The sequence below is a fragment of the Ureibacillus aquaedulcis genome (assembly GCF_030418165.1).
Classification (GTDB): Bacteria; Bacillota; Bacilli; order Bacillales_A; family Planococcaceae; genus Ureibacillus; species Ureibacillus aquaedulcis.
This window is the reverse complement of sequence record NZ_JAUHTQ010000003.1, coordinates 376,275-393,798: the sequence shown is the minus strand read 5'-3', so window position 1 is coordinate 393,798 and position 17,524 is coordinate 376,275. Positions and strand designations below refer to the sequence as shown.

Genomic DNA, 17,524 nt, shown 5'->3' with positions numbered 1-17,524 from the left:
TCGCCTCACTCGTCCCCTCATGAACGTCATGTTCTATTCGGGTCTTCGCTCGGTTTCCCGCCTTGTCTGACAAGCGTTTTCAAGTCAGTCTGGGTATCCGATTTCCAAAATTACAATGCATAAAATACGGTTCCTGGTTGTGGGAACCGTTTTTTTCGTGTATTTATTAATCTTTACCCCATAACGTTGTTTGGTTTCGTCCATTTTCTTTTGATTGGTACAGGGCTTTATCTGCAAAAATAAATAAATCCTCCAAAGAATCCGAATGGTGAGGAAATTCCGCTACTCCAAGTGAAATCGTTATAGGGTTGCCAAACGGACTAATTGTATTGGCAATTGTCGTTCGAATAATTTCTGAAATTGAATAGGCTTCTGAACATTTGGCATTCGGCAATAATAGAATAAATTCTTCTCCGCCTAAACGGAAAAATCCATCGCCCGTTCCGATTTTTGATTGAACGGTTCTAGCCAAAAACTTTAAAACCTCATCCCCCATTTGATGTCCATAAGTATCGTTAACCAATTTAAAACGGTCGATATCGATTGCAACCAAAGAAAATAACTGGCCCTCGTCTGCTAGATAGGATATTGCTTCAGTAAGTTTTTTTCGATTTGGCAAACCTGTAAGGGCATCTGTCATAGCTTCTTCTTTTAATAAGGTATTGTTGTTTTCAACCGCGTCAATGGCAATAATCAAGCTTTTCGTTAGAAGATCGGCTTCCCGATTCCAGTGTGAATTGAAAACAGGAGGCTGAATTTGTTTGTCGGCACCAAACTGGCTTACGATATCCGCCAAGTCAATAAATGGTTTAGCCAGCTTTCTGGCAAATCCTAAAGAAACGATTAGCAAGATGATAAAAGGGAACAGAAAAATCCATAGAAGTTTTAGAATATGTTCTTCTAAAAGTCCGTCCACATAGGAAACAGGGGTCTGCTGTACTACTAGCCAACCTATTTCAGAAGTATAACTGTATGCAGCCAGCATTTCCACACCTCTAGAATTCGTGACCCGTTCCATACCGCTTTGTCCTAGCGCCAGCTTTTTCTTGATTGGAGTGTCTTTTATATCCTCCCCTATACGATTTGTATCAGGGTGGAATAATAAAACGCCGTTTGGTCCGATTACATAGTAATAGGAACCATTTTGATCAACAATATCATTGCCAAGAATCTCATTAAGAACATTTTTCTCCTGTAAATAAATAGAGCCGCCAATGATGCCCTTATAATTTCCTTCCCGATCATAAAGAGGTTCACTCATCAAAACTAGCATACGCCCAGTAGGTGCTGTATAGGGCGATGTTAACATCGGCTTTTTAGCATCTACAACTTCTTTTGTAATGCCAGTAATATAATCTCCTTTCAGACCAACCCTAAGTGGCGCAATATCCCGTACCAATCCCGTTTCATCTACCCATGCTAAAGAATTGAAGTAGCGGCTATTATTCCGCAGCAGTTCTAGGTGCTCCTGAATCTCCTCATCTGTCAAATGAGGATGATTCGAGAGAAATTCCGTGGTTTCTTGTAAACTTATTCTCATTGATTTAAATAAGGAGTTGACCGATTTGCTTAATTTCTCGGATTTTGATGAATTCAAAGTTAAATATGTATGAGTTAATGAACTCTTTTCATGCTGATAGGTCGCGAACAACAAGATAAAAGTAGTTGATAGCACGGATGCGATAATAAGAGTCATTAACAAAGTAGTCAGTTTAAATTTTCGATTTGATAGAATCCTCATATAAAATACCTATCCTGCTTCTAAATAATTGGAACAACCTATAAATTTTAACATAAAAACGAAGTAAGCCTTTATATAAATCTTAAAGAAAAAAGAACAAATCAATATAAAGCGAGTTCAAATAAATGGCCTAGAATAGGAGGAAAGTAGGTTTATGTATAGCTAGTTAGATAGAAGTAAAAATTATTGGGAAATATTATGGATAGTTTTTTTAAAGGAAATAAATTATATTAAAATCAAATGATAGGAACTAAGAAATTTGTTCCTCATTTGAAAAAGGCAAATCTATTGAAAGATAGAGACGCAAAGTCACAGATCTAAGGTAAAAGCTATGATGGCTGGGCTGCCAAATGAAGAATAATGAATCTCCTTTACTAGTAAGAGGAATTCTACTTTCTTCCAAAAGAATAATTGGAGGGACTCTTAATGTCTAAATTTAATGCGAAAGTAAAAAATGTAATTACAACAGGGGTAGTAGCCGCAACTTTGGCAATCGGCTCAACCCAAGTATTTGCTGCTGAGGAAACTCAAGAAGAAGTGCAAGAAATAGTTCAGCAGGAAGTTACTCAAAAAGAAACAGCGGTTTCCGGTGGGGAACAATCTATAAATGAAGAAGTAGAGACAGATGCAAATACATCCGAGGAATCTGAAGATGCAAAAGAGGAGTCGGAATCTACAACTGAGGAAATCCAGTCAGAAGGACAAGAAACTGAAGCAACAGATGAAAAGCCGTTAGAGGAAGAAACTGTTGTTGAAGAACCGACTTTATTGCCTGGCGATTTCTTTTATTTCCTAAAAGAATTTACTGAAAATATCAAACTGGCACTAACTTTTGATGATCAAAAAGAGGCAAACTTGCTATTATCCTTAACTGAAGAACGTATAGCCGAAGTAGAGGCACTGTTTGCCGCTGGTGAAGAAGATTTGGCGAAGGAAGCTTTGGAAAAGGCAATCGAACAACAAATCTCGGCTCTTGATCAACTAGAAGATGCTGAAGCTTCAGAAGAAGTCGAAGCAGATGTAACTACTGAAGAAAATGAAGAATCAACTGAAGAACCAACAGAAACAGATGAAGAAGTACAAGAAGAGGGTACAGAAGAGGTTGATGGTAATGAGGAAGCAGCGTCGGAAGAAGATACGGACCGTGCTGAGCTGATTGCTAAATTCTCGGCTAATATCCTTGCCCTGCAAGCCGTCCTAGATAAAGTCAGCAATCCAACTGCAAAAGATGCTATTGCCAAAAATATCGAGAAAGCACAAGAAAAGCTGGACAAAAAGGTAACAAAGAAGCTTGCTCAATTGGAAAAGAAACAAAAGCAGGCGCAAGTGGAAACGGTAGATGCTGACGAAGCTACAAAAACAGAAGAGAATGAAGACACAAAATCACAAACCATCACTACTAATGAGAGTGCAGAAAATGAAGAAGTGGTTATTGAGGAAGCGACGGAAGGTCAGACAGTTTCCAAGACATCTGCTACTGTCGAGACAAAACAGGAAAAAACTTCAGCTACAACAATTCTAAAAACTGAAGCTACTCAGACTCAAAAAGCTGAAGTCAAACAAACTCAAAAAGCTGAAGTCAAACAAACGGTTAAACAAACCCAAACACCGGCAACAAAGCAAGCAGAGCAAATAAATAAAAGTGAAGAACATAAGGCTGAGCAAGCTGTGAAACAACAAGAAAAAGCAGCAGAAAAGCAATTGCAGGCCGAGCAAAAACAAGCTGAAGCCCAGGAAAGCCTTGTTCAAAAACAGCAACAGCAAGCTGAAAAACAAGAGGCTAAGCAACAGCAGCAAGGGCAAAAACAAGAGGCAAAAGAGCAAAAAGCTCAAAACAAACCAGAAAAAGCAAACAAAGAAAATAAAGAGTAACTTTTTAACTGAAAGAAAAAAAGATTACTAAATATATTTATTAAAACCACTTCTACTTTTTTAAGTAAAAGTGGTTTTAAATTTTATAAAAAGGGAAAAGAGATAGGAGGAAGAAATTGAAGAAATCTACTCGTCTACTAAGGGTACATAAAATACGATTATAGACACATTCCTGTATAATATAGATATAAGGAAGGATTTCTGGATAAGGAACATTCGAATTTGTCTGATTACTTTGCATTTTGAATGTTTTAACCAATAAAGTGAATGGGAGAAAGAAAAGTGACGATTCTTCTAGTAGATGATAATAAAGTAAATTTGTTTGTTATTGAAAAAATCTTAAAGAACGAAGGGTACAAAGATTGCGTTTCCTTGACATCAGCTAGGGAACTTTTTGATTATCTGCAAATAGATTCCTCTAATTCATTTTCTAAGCATGTGGATTTAATATTGCTTGATATTATGATGCCCGAGATTGATGGGATAGAAGCCTGCAGAATGATTAAAGCATGTGAACGCTATAAAGATATTCCCATTATTTTTGTCACAGCATTGGATGATAAAAATAAATTAGCAGAAGCACTTGATGTAGGTGGGACTGATTATATTACAAAGCCGATCGATAAAGTGGAACTGCTCGCACGAATTCGTGCAGCTTTACGCTTAAAGGCGGAGTTGGATTGGCATACACAGCATGAAAAGAAAATTCAATATGAACTGGATCTTGCCACAAATGTTCAGAGAAGCCTTCTTAGTCCACCGATAAAAGATAACGCTATACAAGTGGATGTATCCTACTTACCATCCTTTAATTTGGCTGGTGACATGTATTATTGGCATAAAATAAATGATCATCGCTATGCAGTTATCCTATTGGATATGATGGGGCATGGTATATCTGCTTCACTGCTATGTATGTTTATCTCTTCTGTTTTAAGAGAAGCAATTAAACAGATTGTTGATCCAGCCGAAGTGGTAAAAGAGCTTAACCGCTATATGGCCCTATTACATAATGAAAAGGAATCAATTCCATATTACTTTACGGCGATCTATTTAGTAATCGATACCAATGCGAAATCAATAGAATATGTAAATGCGGGTCATCCGCATGGATATGTATCGGTAGATGATGGGCATATTATCGCATTGAATCAAGGGAGCTGCGCAATTGGGTTCTTTGACGAAATCAAGGTAGAAAAGCAAATCATCCACTATGGAAAAGAAGCTCAAATTATTTTATTTACGGATGGTTTACTGGAAGCGGTTGACCCAGACGAATTTGTGGCGGAAGAACGGATCAAGAATTTATCACAGCAAAAATGGAGCGGTTCTCAAGGTTTGCTGGATGAGCTTTTGCCAAAAGAAAAACAAATAAATCAACCAGATGATATGTGTCTTGTTCTTTTAAAAGTTCAGGCTAATAACAAAACGGATACCCTTTCTTAGAAAGGTATCCGTTTTTTGGATTTGAATTTATTTTACTTTTTGGTAGATGCGTTCATTACCATTTACTTCGTTATAATTTGCCACTATTTCGGTAAAGCGAAGGGTTTCTTTATCCCCAAGACCAAGATAGCCTCCGTTCATCAAGCTCTCGTGAAACAAATGATGTACTTGATTTTGCAGTCGCTGTGTAAAGTAGATCAGGACATTACGGCAAATAATAATATGGAACTCATTAAACGATTGATCGGTAACTAAATTATGTTGTGCGAAAATGATATTCTTCAATAAAGACTTATGGAAGTAAGCATATTGCCGATCAGTCTTATAGTACTGGGAAAAGGATTCTTGTCCTCCAGCAAGCTGGTAATTTTTTGTATAAGCCTGCATTTTGTGAATAGGGAAAACACCATTTTTAGCCTTTTCCAGTACATCCTCATTCATATCGGTTGCATAAATAACCGTTTTATCCATTAACCCTTCTTCTTCTATTAAAACAGCCATTGAAAATACTTCTTCGCCGGTTGCACAACCTGCATGCCAGATGCGTATTTCGGGAAATTCCCGCAGTTTTGGGATTACTTCATTTCGAAATGCTTTGAAGAAGGATGGGTTCCGGAACATTTCAGTCACGTTGATCGAAAAATCATTTAATATCTGATGTAGATAGTCTTCATTGTGAATAATCAAATTTGTTAGCTCCGTGATGGTAGAAAGACCGCTTATTCTCATTCGGTTTTCAATTCTTCGGGTAATGGAAGACCGATTGTATAAAAGAAAATCATAACCAGATAAACGAAAAACTGCTTTGAGCAACAATTCAACTTCCAAATCTGTATGTTCAGTACTTAGATCGTGATTAGATCCGAAATCAGATTGATGGGACATCGTTATTCATACTCCCTTGAGAAACTAACCAAACACGCAAAACAGAAAATAATTGTTCCAGGTTTATAGGCTTGCTGATGTAATCTGATGCACCAGCATCAATACATTTATCGCGGTCGGTTTTCATAGCCTTTGCCGTTATAGCGATAATTGGTATTTCGGTCATTTGTAAATCTTTCCGGATACGCGTCATAGTTTCATAACCATCCATTACTGGCATCATAATATCCATCAACACCAAGTCGATGTCATGATTTGATTTCATGATTTCGATGCATTCCAGTCCATGCTTGGCCACCAAGATATTGATCCCATTATGTTCAAGCGCGGTTTTAAGCGCGAATATATTACGGTTATCGTCATCCACAATCAGAATATTTTTTCCTTCAAATATATCGCATTCTGCGTTTAGAGTAGGAAGATTTGCAATGACATCAAGTTCAGGTTGGTGTACCACTAGTTCGGCTTGTGGTGGAGTGTCTTCGATTACTTCAGTAGTAGCCGCTACTTCTTTGTGACCTTCTTCTGCTTGCTTTAGTTTCTCCAAACAAACTTCACTTATACCATTTGGCAAACTTGGCAGTGTTAAAGTAAATGTACTTCCTTTACCTTCCTCACTTTGGAGGTCAATCCAGCCGCCAAGCAATTTAGAGAATTCCTTGCTAATGGATAATCCTAGTCCTGTACCGCCGTATTTACGGACTGTTGCTCCATCAGCCTGCTGGAATGATTCAAAAATTAGCTGGTGCTTATCTTTTGATATCCCGATTCCGGTATCGATAATGGCGATTTCCAACCAATCCTCGCTCAGTTTTCCCATATCTGCCGAGATTTTTTGTTCATCCAATTTATTTATTGCTAATGTAACAGAGCCTTGTTCCGTAAACTTGAATGCGTTTGATAAAAGATTTTTCAAGATTTGATTGAAACGCTTTTCATCCGTATAGAAAATATCATTTACTTCGGAAGATTTAACAATATTAAACGCAATTTCTTTTTGCTTGGCGACAGGGGAGAAGGTTTGCTCCAATAAGTGTGGAAGCTCGTCCATATTCACTTCTCCAAATAGGATGTCCAATTTGCCGGCTTCGACCTTTGATAAATCCAAAATGTCATTGATCAATGCGAGTAGATCCTTACCTGAAGAGTGAATCACTTTTGCAAATTCAGCTTGCTCCTCAGTTAAGTTGTTGCTGTCATTCTCACCGAGCATTTCCGATAAAATCAGGATGCTATTAAGAGGTGTTCGTAATTCGTGCGACATATTGGCAAGGAATTCCGACTTATAGTTGGAGCTTAGAATAAGTTGTCCTGCAGTTGCTTCAAGCTCTTTCTTCGCCTTCTCGAGCTCTCTTGATTTCGCCTCGGCTTCTTTTGTCCTATCTTCTAGTTGTTCATTAATAATCGTTAATTCTTCAGTTTGCATTTGTAATTCTTCTGATTGTGATTGCAATTCTTCAGATTGAGTCTGCAATTCTTCAGATTGAGCTTGTAGTTCTTCGGTCATTGCTCTTGATTCATTCAATAAGCGAACAATTTCAATACGATCTAATATACCGTTGACTGTTAAGCCAAACGATTCTACCACGCTTTCAACCAGTTCAATTTCCAGCTGTTCAAATTCCTCCAAAGAGGCGAGTTCAATTACTGCGATAATTTTATCTTCATATTTGACTGGTACTATCAAAATGCTCTTAGGCGGTGTTTCTCCAAGACCAGTCTGGATCAGCTTGTAGTCTTTTGGTAAGTTATTAGAATGGAAAACTTGCTGTCTCACTGCAACCTGACCGATCAACCCTTCACCGAGCTTGAATGAATCGCGTCCAATTTCTTGGCTTGAACTTGAAAATGATGCTGTTTTCATGTATTCCGTTTCATCAAGATTCTTGTTTGCCACATAAAAAGCACCATATGTAGCCCCTGTAATTCTTGTTATCTCGGAAAGGAAGATTTCAGATAATTTATTGATCGAGGCTATACCTTGGTACTTCGTCAAAAGTGCAGCGAGATTCGTTTGCAGCCATTCCCGATTCTCCATGGAGTCCAATAATTGGTTTGTTGCAATCGCCAAATCCCTGATTTCGTCTTTTGTGTTGACTTTGATGCGTTCCCCTAAATCTCCTTCGGATCGAGTGATTCTATGTATTGAATTCGTAACATTCTTGACTGTCTTGATGATGGAGTTTGAGACGGCTGTAGCGGAAGTTACAGCAACTATTGTAACAAGGATAAGGAATAGAGTAATTGCAGTACCTATCTTATCATTTTGCTTATCCAGACCGGATGTATTCGCATAGATTGCCTCGCTTTCCGTAATTCTGAATTCTTCAAACTGCTGCTCCATGAAAACAAGATCGGAACGTCCTTCATCAACGCTGAAGTGTTCATCAAGATCCTCTTGTCTACCTTCCCGTTTCATATCAATAACGGGATCCCCTGACGTAGCAATCCAGTGATTGATTGTAGATTTGATAACGGCCAACCTTTCCAGCTGTTCCGTATTACCATTCAGAAGGGAATATAATGTATTATAATCCTGCTCCCAATCCCGGGTTGCCTGATAATAATTTTCTAAATAGTCTTCATCACCCGTTATAATAAATCCTCGTTTACTGGCTTGCATTTCCAGTAAGCTTTTTTCAATATTATTAGAAAGTGTGAGAACTTGTGAGTCGTACTTAATAATTTGGTTTCGTTCTTCTTGTAAAGATCGTATCTGGCTATTCAAATAGAATGCCGAAACAATTAAAGCAAGGACGATAATTACATATCCAAAGGTAATTTTCGAACGTATGCCCAGTTTAAATTTACTTTTCATTCCGTTTCCTACCTTTTCCAATTATTATTATCTACTTTATATTAATATAAATATTGCATAATTTAAAGAGATTACTATAAAAAAGCAAGCATTTTACTATAACTTAATAGAAATACTGCATGCATCCTTTTCTTTTACCCTGTTTTTAAAACTTTAAACATACTTTTTATAAATATTTTACAGCTAGATGTAGTATGATAGTTCAAATAGATAGGCGGATTGATGTTAGTTAGGAGGAAGAGAAATGAATATTAGACCAAAACATTTAGTAGAGGGCGATACAGTAGGTATTGTCGCTTTAGGCGGGCCATTTGCAATGGAGTATTTACCAGAAAAACTGGCACTACTTGAAAGTCTTGGGTTGAAGGTTAAATTTGGTGAGACAGTAACACTGTCAGGTAAATATTTAGCAGGTACCGATGATGAACGCTTAAATGATTTACATAATATGTTCCGGGATCCAGAAGTTAAGGCAATATTTAATTTAAGAGGTGGTTATGGAGCAGCTCGTATCCTTGATCGCATTGATTATCAATTGCTAACTGAAAATCCAAAGATTTTCTGGGGCTTCTCGGATGTAACTTGCTTCCATGTAGCTTTTCAGGAATATTCAGATCTGGTTACATTCCATGGGCCGATGCTTTCTTCTGTTGGGGCAAGCGAACTTTCGGATATTTCAAAGAGAATGTTCCAACAGCTTTTTACTCCTTTTGAAATCCAGTATGATGAGAATTTAACGCCTTTAAAGACCTTGATTCCTGGTAGTGTACGGGGGGAAATAACAGGCGGAAATCTAACACGTTTAGTGAACACACTGGGAACAAAATTTGAAGTTGATGTGAAGGGTAAAATAGTATTGCTGGAAGATATAGGAGAATCAATGGAAGCTATCGATAGCATGCTAAATCAGCTCCGGCTTTCAAGAAAACTGCAGGAAGCAGCTGGATTTGTCATTGGTAACTTCACAGATATCAATGGTGGGACACTGGAAGAAGTATGGACACTGGTTGAAGAGTATTTGAAACCACTGGGGAAACCAGCTGTTGCCGGATTTATGATCGGGCACTGCGAACCGAATATTGCAATCCCACTGGGGGTCGAAGCAATATTGGATGCAGATTTAAGAGTCCTCCGAATCTTGCCGGGGGTTGAATACTAGAAGATGCTGCTCATTGGAGTAGAAGAAAAACCACGATTTACGCTAAATAGCGAAAAATCGTGGTTTTCTAACGTAAGTACTGTCAAATTCTAGATCACTGTAAAAGAGTTTTGTAACTTTGACTATGGTTGGTTATTAGTTAGAGGTCACAAGGTAACAGGTTACAGGTAATCGGTTTACAGACTATGGTATTGTAAAAAGCCGGGTGACAGTACATTACGCCTCGGTTTGGACTCTCACCGCCCCGAGGTTAGATATAATTCGAATCATCGAATTCAATTTCAACTTGATAATTTTTGGCATTGATTAGATTGGATAATCGGTGTGCCTCTTTTTCTAGCTCTATTGCTCGTTTTCGATATTCTGCAGGGTCGTACATAGCGACATTATAGAAAATGACAGAATCACTTGCACTATGGTAGAGCGTTTCTTTTTCGGATTGTCCAAGATGTTTATATAGACCAGCTTCCGCACGTAATTGAGAGGCCAGTTCAATAGCTTCAACAATGGCTAGTTCCTCATCTTTAAAAGATACCGAGTTATCAACATTAGCCCGGTAGATAAGCTTGTCCAGCAGGCGGGAATCTTTGCGCACTTGTGCTAATTCGGCCTCTACTTCGGCGATTGTCCGACCGGATGATTTCGGTTGTTCGCCTTTTTCAACAACAACGTGTGAAACATGATGAATTTCACCAATCAGTTCCTGGATTTTTTTCGTTAAAATACTCTTTAGCTTAACCCCTTCTGCCAGTGGTATTTTTTTCATAGCATTCACCCCTATATTGAGATTGCAAGATTATCTTTATTTAATAAGAAGTTGTTGAAGTCACCGCCATTAACTTGAGTAAACATTTTTCCGGCTGTTTCCAATAATTGATTGCATTCGGACTCGTTCAAAGATGGTCTTAAGTAAAAAATCTGGATTGCTTCTGATGTTTCCTCGGTAACGGCTGTTCGAATCGAATCAACAAAAGGGCTGCCAAATGCACCATCTTGGTCTTTACTAGTTAAGATATTATTTAGTGAATTAAATCGGCCGTTTATCCCTTCATATCCAGTTTGTTCACCCCCCAAAGTAATTTCAAGATCTCCTGACAGTTTCCCGAAATCATAGATGCCGATTGGAATCTCGTATTGGAGGGAGAAGAAATTATTGAGGTCTACTGCCGAATGGAAAGGGGCCAAATAATTTTGCTTTGCAATACGGCGCATCAAACTTTCCGCGGAGTGTCGATAGCGGTTCGGATCTGCTCCAAACGACTTCCAGACAGTACGCCATTCCGCGATTCCTTCTCTTTTTGTAACGGGATTTTCTTGCAGTTCCAAATACAGGTTTTCCTGATAAAGTTGTGTACGGCCTTTTATCATTTGAGGAGATTCTGACACGACTATTTTGGTATAATGGATAATGCCGATTTTAAATTGGTCGTTCGTTTGTAGAAGTTCTTTGTCCAATGAGATGTTCAAGCAAATCACCTACATTTATAAAATTTCGCAACACTAGCGTATATCATATATTTTACCAAATAAAGGAGTTGAATGCGAAGATGAAAATCGAACAATTGCAATCAGAGCTAATTGAATATGCAAAATCCATTGGTGTGGACAAAATCGGTTTTACGCATGCCTCTCCCTTTCATGAAATGAAAAATCGTTTAAAGCGTCAGCAAGAGTTGGGCTATCAATCCGGTTTTGAAGAATCGGATATCGAAAAAAGAACAGAGCCCCTGCTTCTATTGGATAGTGCAGAAAGTATTATTGCCATTGCACTTGCATATCCTTCCAAAATGGAAGACGCGCCGACGGGAAAAAAGGGAGCCCGTCGTGGTATCTTTGCCAGAGCCTCCTGGGGAGTGGATTACCATGTTGCGGTGCGGGAACGCCTCAATTTAATAGAAGAGTGGTTGAAGGAACGCGTTCCAGATGTACAAACCAAGTCAATGGTTGACACCGGGGAATTAGTAGATCGTGCTGTTGCCGAAAGAGCAGGTATTGGCTGGAGCGGCAAGAACTGTTCCATCATTACTCCGGAGTTTGGATCGTACGTTTACCTTGGGGAAATGATTACCAATATCCCTTTCAAACCAGATACACCGATTGAAGATGAATGCGGGGATTGCCGACTCTGTCTAGATGTTTGTCCGACCGGGGCATTAGTCGCTGGAGGTCAGTTGAATTCACAACGTTGTGTAGCTTTTTTAACGCAAACGAAGGATTTCCTGCCTGACGAGTTTCGCAAAGAGCTAGGGAACCGAATCTATGGCTGTGATACCTGCCAGACCGTTTGCCCCAAAAACAAAGGAAAAAGCAACTGGATTCATGATGAATTTAAACCTGATCCGCAGCTAGCAAAACCTTTATTACAACCATTGCTTCAAATGACGAATAAGGAGTTTAAAACCAAATTTGGCTATATGTCGGGTTCTTGGAGAGGGAAGAAGCCGATTCAGCGTAATGCCATTATTGCCCTGGCTCATTTTAAGGAACAATCCGCAATACCAGACTTAATCATGATCATGAATAAGGATGAACGACCTGTTATGCGTGGAACAGCTGCATGGGCGATAGGGAAAATTGGCGGGCCGGATGCAGAAGAAGCATTGCAAAAGGCACTAGCTGTCGAGAAGGATGAAGAAGTACTCCGAGAAATTGACAAGGGGCTCAAGCTCCTGACTTCTTAAGTAATGAGCTTATGGGAACGAGCTTGGGTGGACTTGAAAAATAGATGAGATTTTCATAAAAATAATATAGTTATAAAGGGAAGTGTCTTGATTTGCCATTGCATATCGTTTTATATCAACCTGAAATTCCGGCTAACACGGGAAATATTGCGCGTACTTGTGCAGGAACAAATACATCTTTACATCTTATCCGGCCTCTTGGTTTTTCAACGGATGATAAAATGTTAAAACGCGCGGGATTGGATTATTGGCATTCAGTCAATATTGTCTATCACGAAAGTTTGGAAGACTTTCTGGAGTATTCAAAGGATGGGGAACTTTTCTTAATTGAAACTTATAGTGATGAACCGTATTCCAACCACGACTTTAGCGACAAAGAAAAAGATATCTATTTTATGTTCGGCAAAGAGACAACGGGGCTGCCTAAAGATTTTGCTTATGAGCGCCGCGATAAGTGTTTACGCATCCCGCAAAGTGATCATATTCGATCTTTGAATTTATCGAATACGGCAGCCATCATCATTTATGAAGCCCTGCGTCAACAAGATTTTCCTGGATTAAAATAGCCGAAAGCTCCATTTGTGTAGTTCTATCACAGATGGAGCTTTGTTTTTATATCCCATTAGTATTCATTAAAACAATTCGCCAGCCATCGGGGTCCTCAATCGTCACGCCTCTTTCTTCCCAATATGGATTTTCGGGAGATACTTCTGGATATCCCATCTCCTTTAGCCTATGTGCAATCGCTTCAATAGCTTGCTGATTCGGCATATAAAATACAAGAAGATTATCCTTGCTCGGTGCAGGACAGGGGCTGCCTTCAATATGCTGAGTAAATTCAAGATGATAGCTTGCATCCGGCATCCCTATCAATAGACCGGTATATCCCCTGTGCCCAGAAAAGGAGCCAATTTTCTCCAAACCCACCCCTACACAATAAAACCTCTCCAATTCCTCAATTTGATCAGTAGGCCGTGCAACACGTACTTGTACGACTGGTAATTGATGTGGCCAAAGCTTTTCCATAAAACGCCTCCTTTTTTCACTATTTTACTAGGGTGACATGCGGCAAATATATTCGCCTTTTGGCTGAAATTGTGAGAATTTAAGTCGAGTTTTTGTAGAGAAAATAGTATAGGTAATCGTAATAAACGATGGAGCGGTTTTGTTTAGCAGAAAACGTTTAGGTTATTGGTTAACAGTTCCTGATTTAGCGGAATAGGCAATATAGGGGCAACGGGATAGCATCTCGGACCCCGATGAAGAGGGATTGGGCAATTAAGGGGAAGCGAGATCGCATTTCAGAACCCGGTGGAGTGGGATTAGGCAATTAAGGGAAAGCGAGATCGCATCTCAGAACCCGGTGGAGTGGGATAGGGCAGTTAAGGGAAGCGAGATCGCATTTCAGAACCCGGTGGAGAGGGAATAGGCAATATAGGGGCAACGGGATAGCATCTCGGACCCCGATGAAGAGGGATTAGTCAATATAGGGGAAGCGAGATCGCATCTCAGAGCCCGAAGGAGAGGGATTGGGCAAGGGGAAAAAATAAATCTGCATAAAACTCCATCAACAGCAAGATCCCTTGTCCCGCTAACAATATAAAAAAAGGCAACCCAGCAAAGACACAAAAAATTGCATCTCACTAAGTTGCCTAAGTTTCTTACTCGCCATCAAATGTAAAAATAATGCGAATCCCTGATGGATCGACTGTTGAGAAGGCTTGCGCGCCACCGAACTTTGAAGCTCCTTCAAAGTGCTCGACTTTCGCACCTATCAAGGCTAAGCCCTTTTGAATTTCATCAGCTTGTTCTTCATTATCCAGCACAATCGTAAATGACTTAAGACCAACACCGTTTTCCGGAACGGGGGTGCCCCCTAGACTTTCCCAAGTATTTAAACCGATGTGGTGATGGTATTTTCCTGTCGAGATGAACAACGCCTGATTTCCATAATGTGTGACAATCTCGTAGCCCAAAGCTTCCGTGTAGAATTTTTCACTTTCCGCCAAACTGGCTACTGATAAATGGATATGGCCCATTACGGTTCCTTCAGGTAAACCGTTCCACGTACCGTTTGCATCGCGCAGAACGGACTGAACGTTGACTTGTTCGGTTGTCATGTAGACCATACCATCCTCTTGCCATAGCCAATTTTGTTCTGGACGGTCTGCATATACCTCTATTCCGTTTCCATCTGGGTCGTTTAAGTAAAATGCTTCACTCACATGGTGGTCACCTGCACCTACCCGCACATTTTGCTGGCTAATATGTTGAATAAAGTTGCCTAGGTCGCTTCGAGTCGGAAGCAATAGGGCAAAATGATAAAGCCCGGTTTGGCCACGGCGTAATGGAAGGGCATTGGGTACTTCTTCTAATGATAGCAAACTTGTCGTCCCATCAAATGTCAGAACTGCTGATGTATTTGTTTGCCCCAATACATCAAATCCCATAATCGTTTTATAATAATGAAGAGAACGCTCGAGATTTGAAACTTTTAATTGGACATGGGAAACATACATATTGGGCTTCTTATGGAAATGTGTCGGCATCAACTATACCACCTTTTGTTATTTTAAATAATCAACTTACTTTATGTAACTAAGTATATTTTTGAAAGTAAATAAAGTCAAGTGGCTTACTATCTAAAATCACATAATAAAAAAGAAACTGGGTCAATTTAAAATGACCCAGTTTCTTATGGTTGAGACTATTTGTTTGATGTGTAATCGCCTTCATAACCAGCTGTGAAGATAGCGATTAAGAATGCTGCTGTAACACCAAGAATTAATACTAAACCCATGGAAGTATCCTCCTTGTGTATATAGAATCTCTCTATTTAGTATAGCTCAAATAAAAAAACTTTACTACATTAATTTCTTGCAAAGAAATAGATTCGATTCTTATTAAGAGGGAATAGTAAAGAAAGGAGGTGGATAGATGTGGAACGAGATAAATCCATTTTAAGTGGTACTATGGCAAATAATATGGAAGATTTAAAATACCTTGGAAAACAAATGGAACGAATGCGTGATGGTGGACAGTTGGAAGAGGATGAGCGTTTCCCGGATCCAATTCAATTTGATGAACTCGACAATGACAACGATGAAAAACAAAGCCTTAATCGCAAAAATTAGTCTGCTAAATTCTCTAGAAACAGCTAGTAAAATTTACAGGCAACATAACAAAGTATTGAGGGGTACCCCCAATATAACGGAGATACCCCTTCCCTTAAATATTCACCCGATAATCTTTAAGTTCTTCCCGCAATTTGGCTTTTAAGAATTTACCTACCGAAGTCTTGGGAATTTCGTTAACAAAAACGATATCATCCGGAAGCCACCATTTTGCAAATTGACCTTCCAGGTAACTGATTAATTCTTCTTTAGTGGCAGCTTTCCCTTCATTTAAAACAACGCAAGCTAGTGGACGTTCTTGCCATTTTTCATGAGGGATGGCGATAACAGCTGCTTCAAAAACCGCTTCATGTGTCATTAGCGTGTTTTCTAATTCCACTGAAGAAATCCATTCACCACCACTTTTGATTAGATCCTTCGTTCGATCCGTGATTTTAATATATCCTTCAGGCGTCACCACTGCTATATCCCCAGTATAAAGCCACCCATCTTTGAAAGCGTCTAGTGAACGTTCGTCTTTATAGTATTCGTGAGCAATCCAAGGACCGCGTACACGAAGTTCACCCATTGTTTGGCCATCCCATGGGACAACACCATTTTCATTAACTACCTCTGTGTGAAGAAGAGGAACGGTCAACCCTTGTGTAGCACGAATATCTAATTTTTCTTCTTCTGTCCAATCATCTATAGCAGATGTGTAATTGGATAGAGATACAATCGGGGAAGTTTCCGTCATTCCATAGCCGACGATATATGGAACCTTGAATTTATCCTGGAATGTTTTAATTAGCCCTTTAGGTGAAGCGGACCCTCCACATACCACCGCACGCAAGGAAGAGATATTGCGGGGGTTTTTTCCTGTTCTTGGGCTACACCCAGCCAAATTGTTGGAACGCCGGCTGTTAAAGTAACCTTTTCTTGTTCGACTAAATCCAGTATTAAGGCTGGGGTCAAACCAGGACCCGGCAACACTTGGGTAGAGCCATATGCTATGGCTGCAAACGGCAGGCCCCATGCATTTACATGGAACATCGGAACAATGGGCAGTAAAACATCCTGTTCTCTTACGCCCATACTATCAGCCAGCCCGAGGGCAAGACTATGCAGAACCAGTCCGCGATGTGAGTAGACAACCCCTTTTGGCATACCTGTTGTGGCACTCGTATAGCACATCCCTGCAGGACTGTTTTCATCTAGATCCTTAGGGAAATCAAATGTATCAGTACTTTCTGCCAGTAATTTTTCATATGAGTGGATATTAGGGAAGTTCGATTCGGGAATATCCATATTATCTTGCATCACTACAATATGTTTAACCGTTTTTAAGTAGGGAATTGCTTTTTCAAATAGAGGGAAAAGATCACCATCAATTAGTAAAATTTCATCTTCCGCATGGTTAATTACATAAATAATATGTTCTGGAGATAAACGAATATTAATCATATGCAAAATGGCACCAGCACATGGCACAGCGAAGTAGGCTTCAAGGTGGCGATGATGATTCCAGGCAAAGGAACCGACCTTTGTGCCTTTCTTCATGCCTAGTTTTGTTAAAGCATTTGCTAGTTTTCTTGTCCGTTTAGCATATTCTTTATAGGTAATACGGTGAATCGCATCAGAGCCAGTTCTGGAAACAATGAACTTTTCCGGATAGTATCTTTCAACCCGCTCCAAAAAGCTAGTTAACAATAATGGTGTATCCATCATAAATTTTAACCTCCGTAAAATACATAATTAAACGGACATCGTATAAGTAAATAGTCCTTTATTATATATACTTAACTGGAT

13 protein-coding genes, 1 pseudogene and 1 riboswitch are annotated in these 17,524 nt (G+C 39.4%); of the genes and pseudogenes, 6 read left to right on the top strand and 8 right to left on the bottom strand.

What is annotated here, in order from left to right:
* Window positions 1–166: 166 nt before the first annotated feature.
* Window positions 167–1,741, bottom strand: coding sequence for a sensor domain-containing diguanylate cyclase (locus QYB95_RS06705; protein ID WP_301137514.1), 1,575 nt, complete (start codon window positions 1,739–1,741; stop codon window positions 167–169).
* Window positions 1,742–2,009: 268 nt separating this feature from the next.
* A riboswitch (cyclic di-GMP riboswitch) is annotated at window positions 2,010–2,092 on the top strand.
* 75 nt (window positions 2,093–2,167) lie between these two features.
* Here QYB95_RS06705 and QYB95_RS06700 point away from each other — a divergent pair.
* Window positions 2,168–3,613 (top strand): DUF5667 domain-containing protein, encoded by a 1,446-nt coding sequence (locus tag QYB95_RS06700; protein WP_301137513.1) that lies wholly within the window; start codon window positions 2,168–2,170, stop codon window positions 3,611–3,613.
* A gap of 282 nt (window positions 3,614–3,895) precedes the next feature.
* Window positions 3,896–5,059, top strand: coding sequence for a SpoIIE family protein phosphatase (locus tag QYB95_RS06695; RefSeq protein ID WP_301137512.1), 1,164 nt, complete (start codon window positions 3,896–3,898; stop codon window positions 5,057–5,059).
* Window positions 5,060–5,086: 27 nt separating this feature from the next.
* On the opposite strand, the gene QYB95_RS06690 is transcribed toward QYB95_RS06695, so the two are convergent.
* Both QYB95_RS06690 and QYB95_RS06685 read right to left on the bottom strand, forming a co-directional pair.
* Window positions 5,087–5,944: a CheR family methyltransferase gene (locus tag QYB95_RS06690; protein ID WP_301137511.1), complete on the bottom strand. Its 858-nt coding sequence runs from the start codon at window positions 5,942–5,944 to the stop codon at window positions 5,087–5,089.
* A complete protein-coding gene (locus tag QYB95_RS06685; RefSeq protein WP_301137510.1) occupies window positions 5,928–8,762 on the bottom strand; it encodes an ATP-binding protein in 2,835 nt (944 codons plus the stop codon). Before QYB95_RS06685 ends, QYB95_RS06690 begins: the two co-directional genes overlap by 17 nt.
* A 244-nt stretch (window positions 8,763–9,006) precedes the next feature.
* Between QYB95_RS06685 and QYB95_RS06680 the strand changes: the two genes are divergently transcribed.
* Window positions 9,007–9,921: a S66 peptidase family protein gene (locus QYB95_RS06680; protein ID WP_301137509.1), complete on the top strand. Its 915-nt coding sequence runs from the start codon at window positions 9,007–9,009 to the stop codon at window positions 9,919–9,921.
* A 250-nt stretch (window positions 9,922–10,171) separates the two neighbouring features.
* On the opposite strand, the gene QYB95_RS06675 is transcribed toward QYB95_RS06680, so the two are convergent.
* Together QYB95_RS06675 and QYB95_RS06670 are read right to left on the bottom strand one after the other, a co-directional pair.
* On the bottom strand, window positions 10,172–10,687 hold the full coding sequence (locus tag QYB95_RS06675) for a DIP1984 family protein (protein WP_301137508.1): 516 nt from the start codon (window positions 10,685–10,687) through the stop codon (window positions 10,172–10,174).
* 11 nt (window positions 10,688–10,698) lie between these two features.
* Complete coding sequence (locus tag QYB95_RS06670; protein ID WP_301137507.1) at window positions 10,699–11,388, bottom strand: B3/B4 domain-containing protein; 690 nt, start codon at window positions 11,386–11,388, stop codon at window positions 10,699–10,701.
* Between the two features lie 80 nt (window positions 11,389–11,468).
* On the opposite strand from QYB95_RS06670, the gene queG reads away from it, so the two are divergent.
* Together queG and trmL are read left to right on the top strand one after the other, a co-directional pair.
* Window positions 11,469–12,602: a tRNA epoxyqueuosine(34) reductase QueG gene (queG, locus tag QYB95_RS06665; RefSeq protein ID WP_301137506.1), complete on the top strand. Its 1,134-nt coding sequence runs from the start codon at window positions 11,469–11,471 to the stop codon at window positions 12,600–12,602.
* A gap of 92 nt (window positions 12,603–12,694) precedes the next feature.
* Window positions 12,695–13,168: a tRNA (uridine(34)/cytosine(34)/5-carboxymethylaminomethyluridine(34)-2'-O)-methyltransferase TrmL gene (gene trmL, locus QYB95_RS06660; RefSeq protein WP_301137505.1), complete on the top strand. Its 474-nt coding sequence runs from the start codon at window positions 12,695–12,697 to the stop codon at window positions 13,166–13,168.
* A gap of 46 nt (window positions 13,169–13,214) precedes the next feature.
* On the opposite strand, the gene QYB95_RS06655 is transcribed toward trmL, so the two are convergent.
* Both QYB95_RS06655 and QYB95_RS06650 read right to left on the bottom strand, forming a co-directional pair.
* On the bottom strand, window positions 13,215–13,628 hold the full coding sequence (locus QYB95_RS06655; protein WP_301137504.1) for a VOC family protein: 414 nt from the start codon (window positions 13,626–13,628) through the stop codon (window positions 13,215–13,217).
* A 635-nt stretch (window positions 13,629–14,263) separates the two neighbouring features.
* A complete protein-coding gene (locus tag QYB95_RS06650) occupies window positions 14,264–15,151 on the bottom strand; it encodes a VOC family protein (RefSeq protein WP_301137503.1) in 888 nt (295 codons plus the stop codon).
* Window positions 15,152–15,541: 390 nt separating this feature from the next.
* Here QYB95_RS06650 and QYB95_RS06645 point away from each other — a divergent pair, with 390 nt between their 5' ends.
* Window positions 15,542–15,736, top strand: a complete 195-nt coding sequence (locus QYB95_RS06645) for a multidrug ABC transporter ATPase (RefSeq protein WP_301137502.1) — start codon at window positions 15,542–15,544, stop codon at window positions 15,734–15,736.
* A gap of 94 nt (window positions 15,737–15,830) precedes the next feature.
* On the opposite strand, the pseudogene QYB95_RS06640 reads toward QYB95_RS06645, so the two are convergent.
* Window positions 15,831–17,443 (bottom strand): annotated as a pseudogene (locus QYB95_RS06640) (long-chain fatty acid--CoA ligase).
* Window positions 17,444–17,524 lie beyond the last annotated feature (81 nt).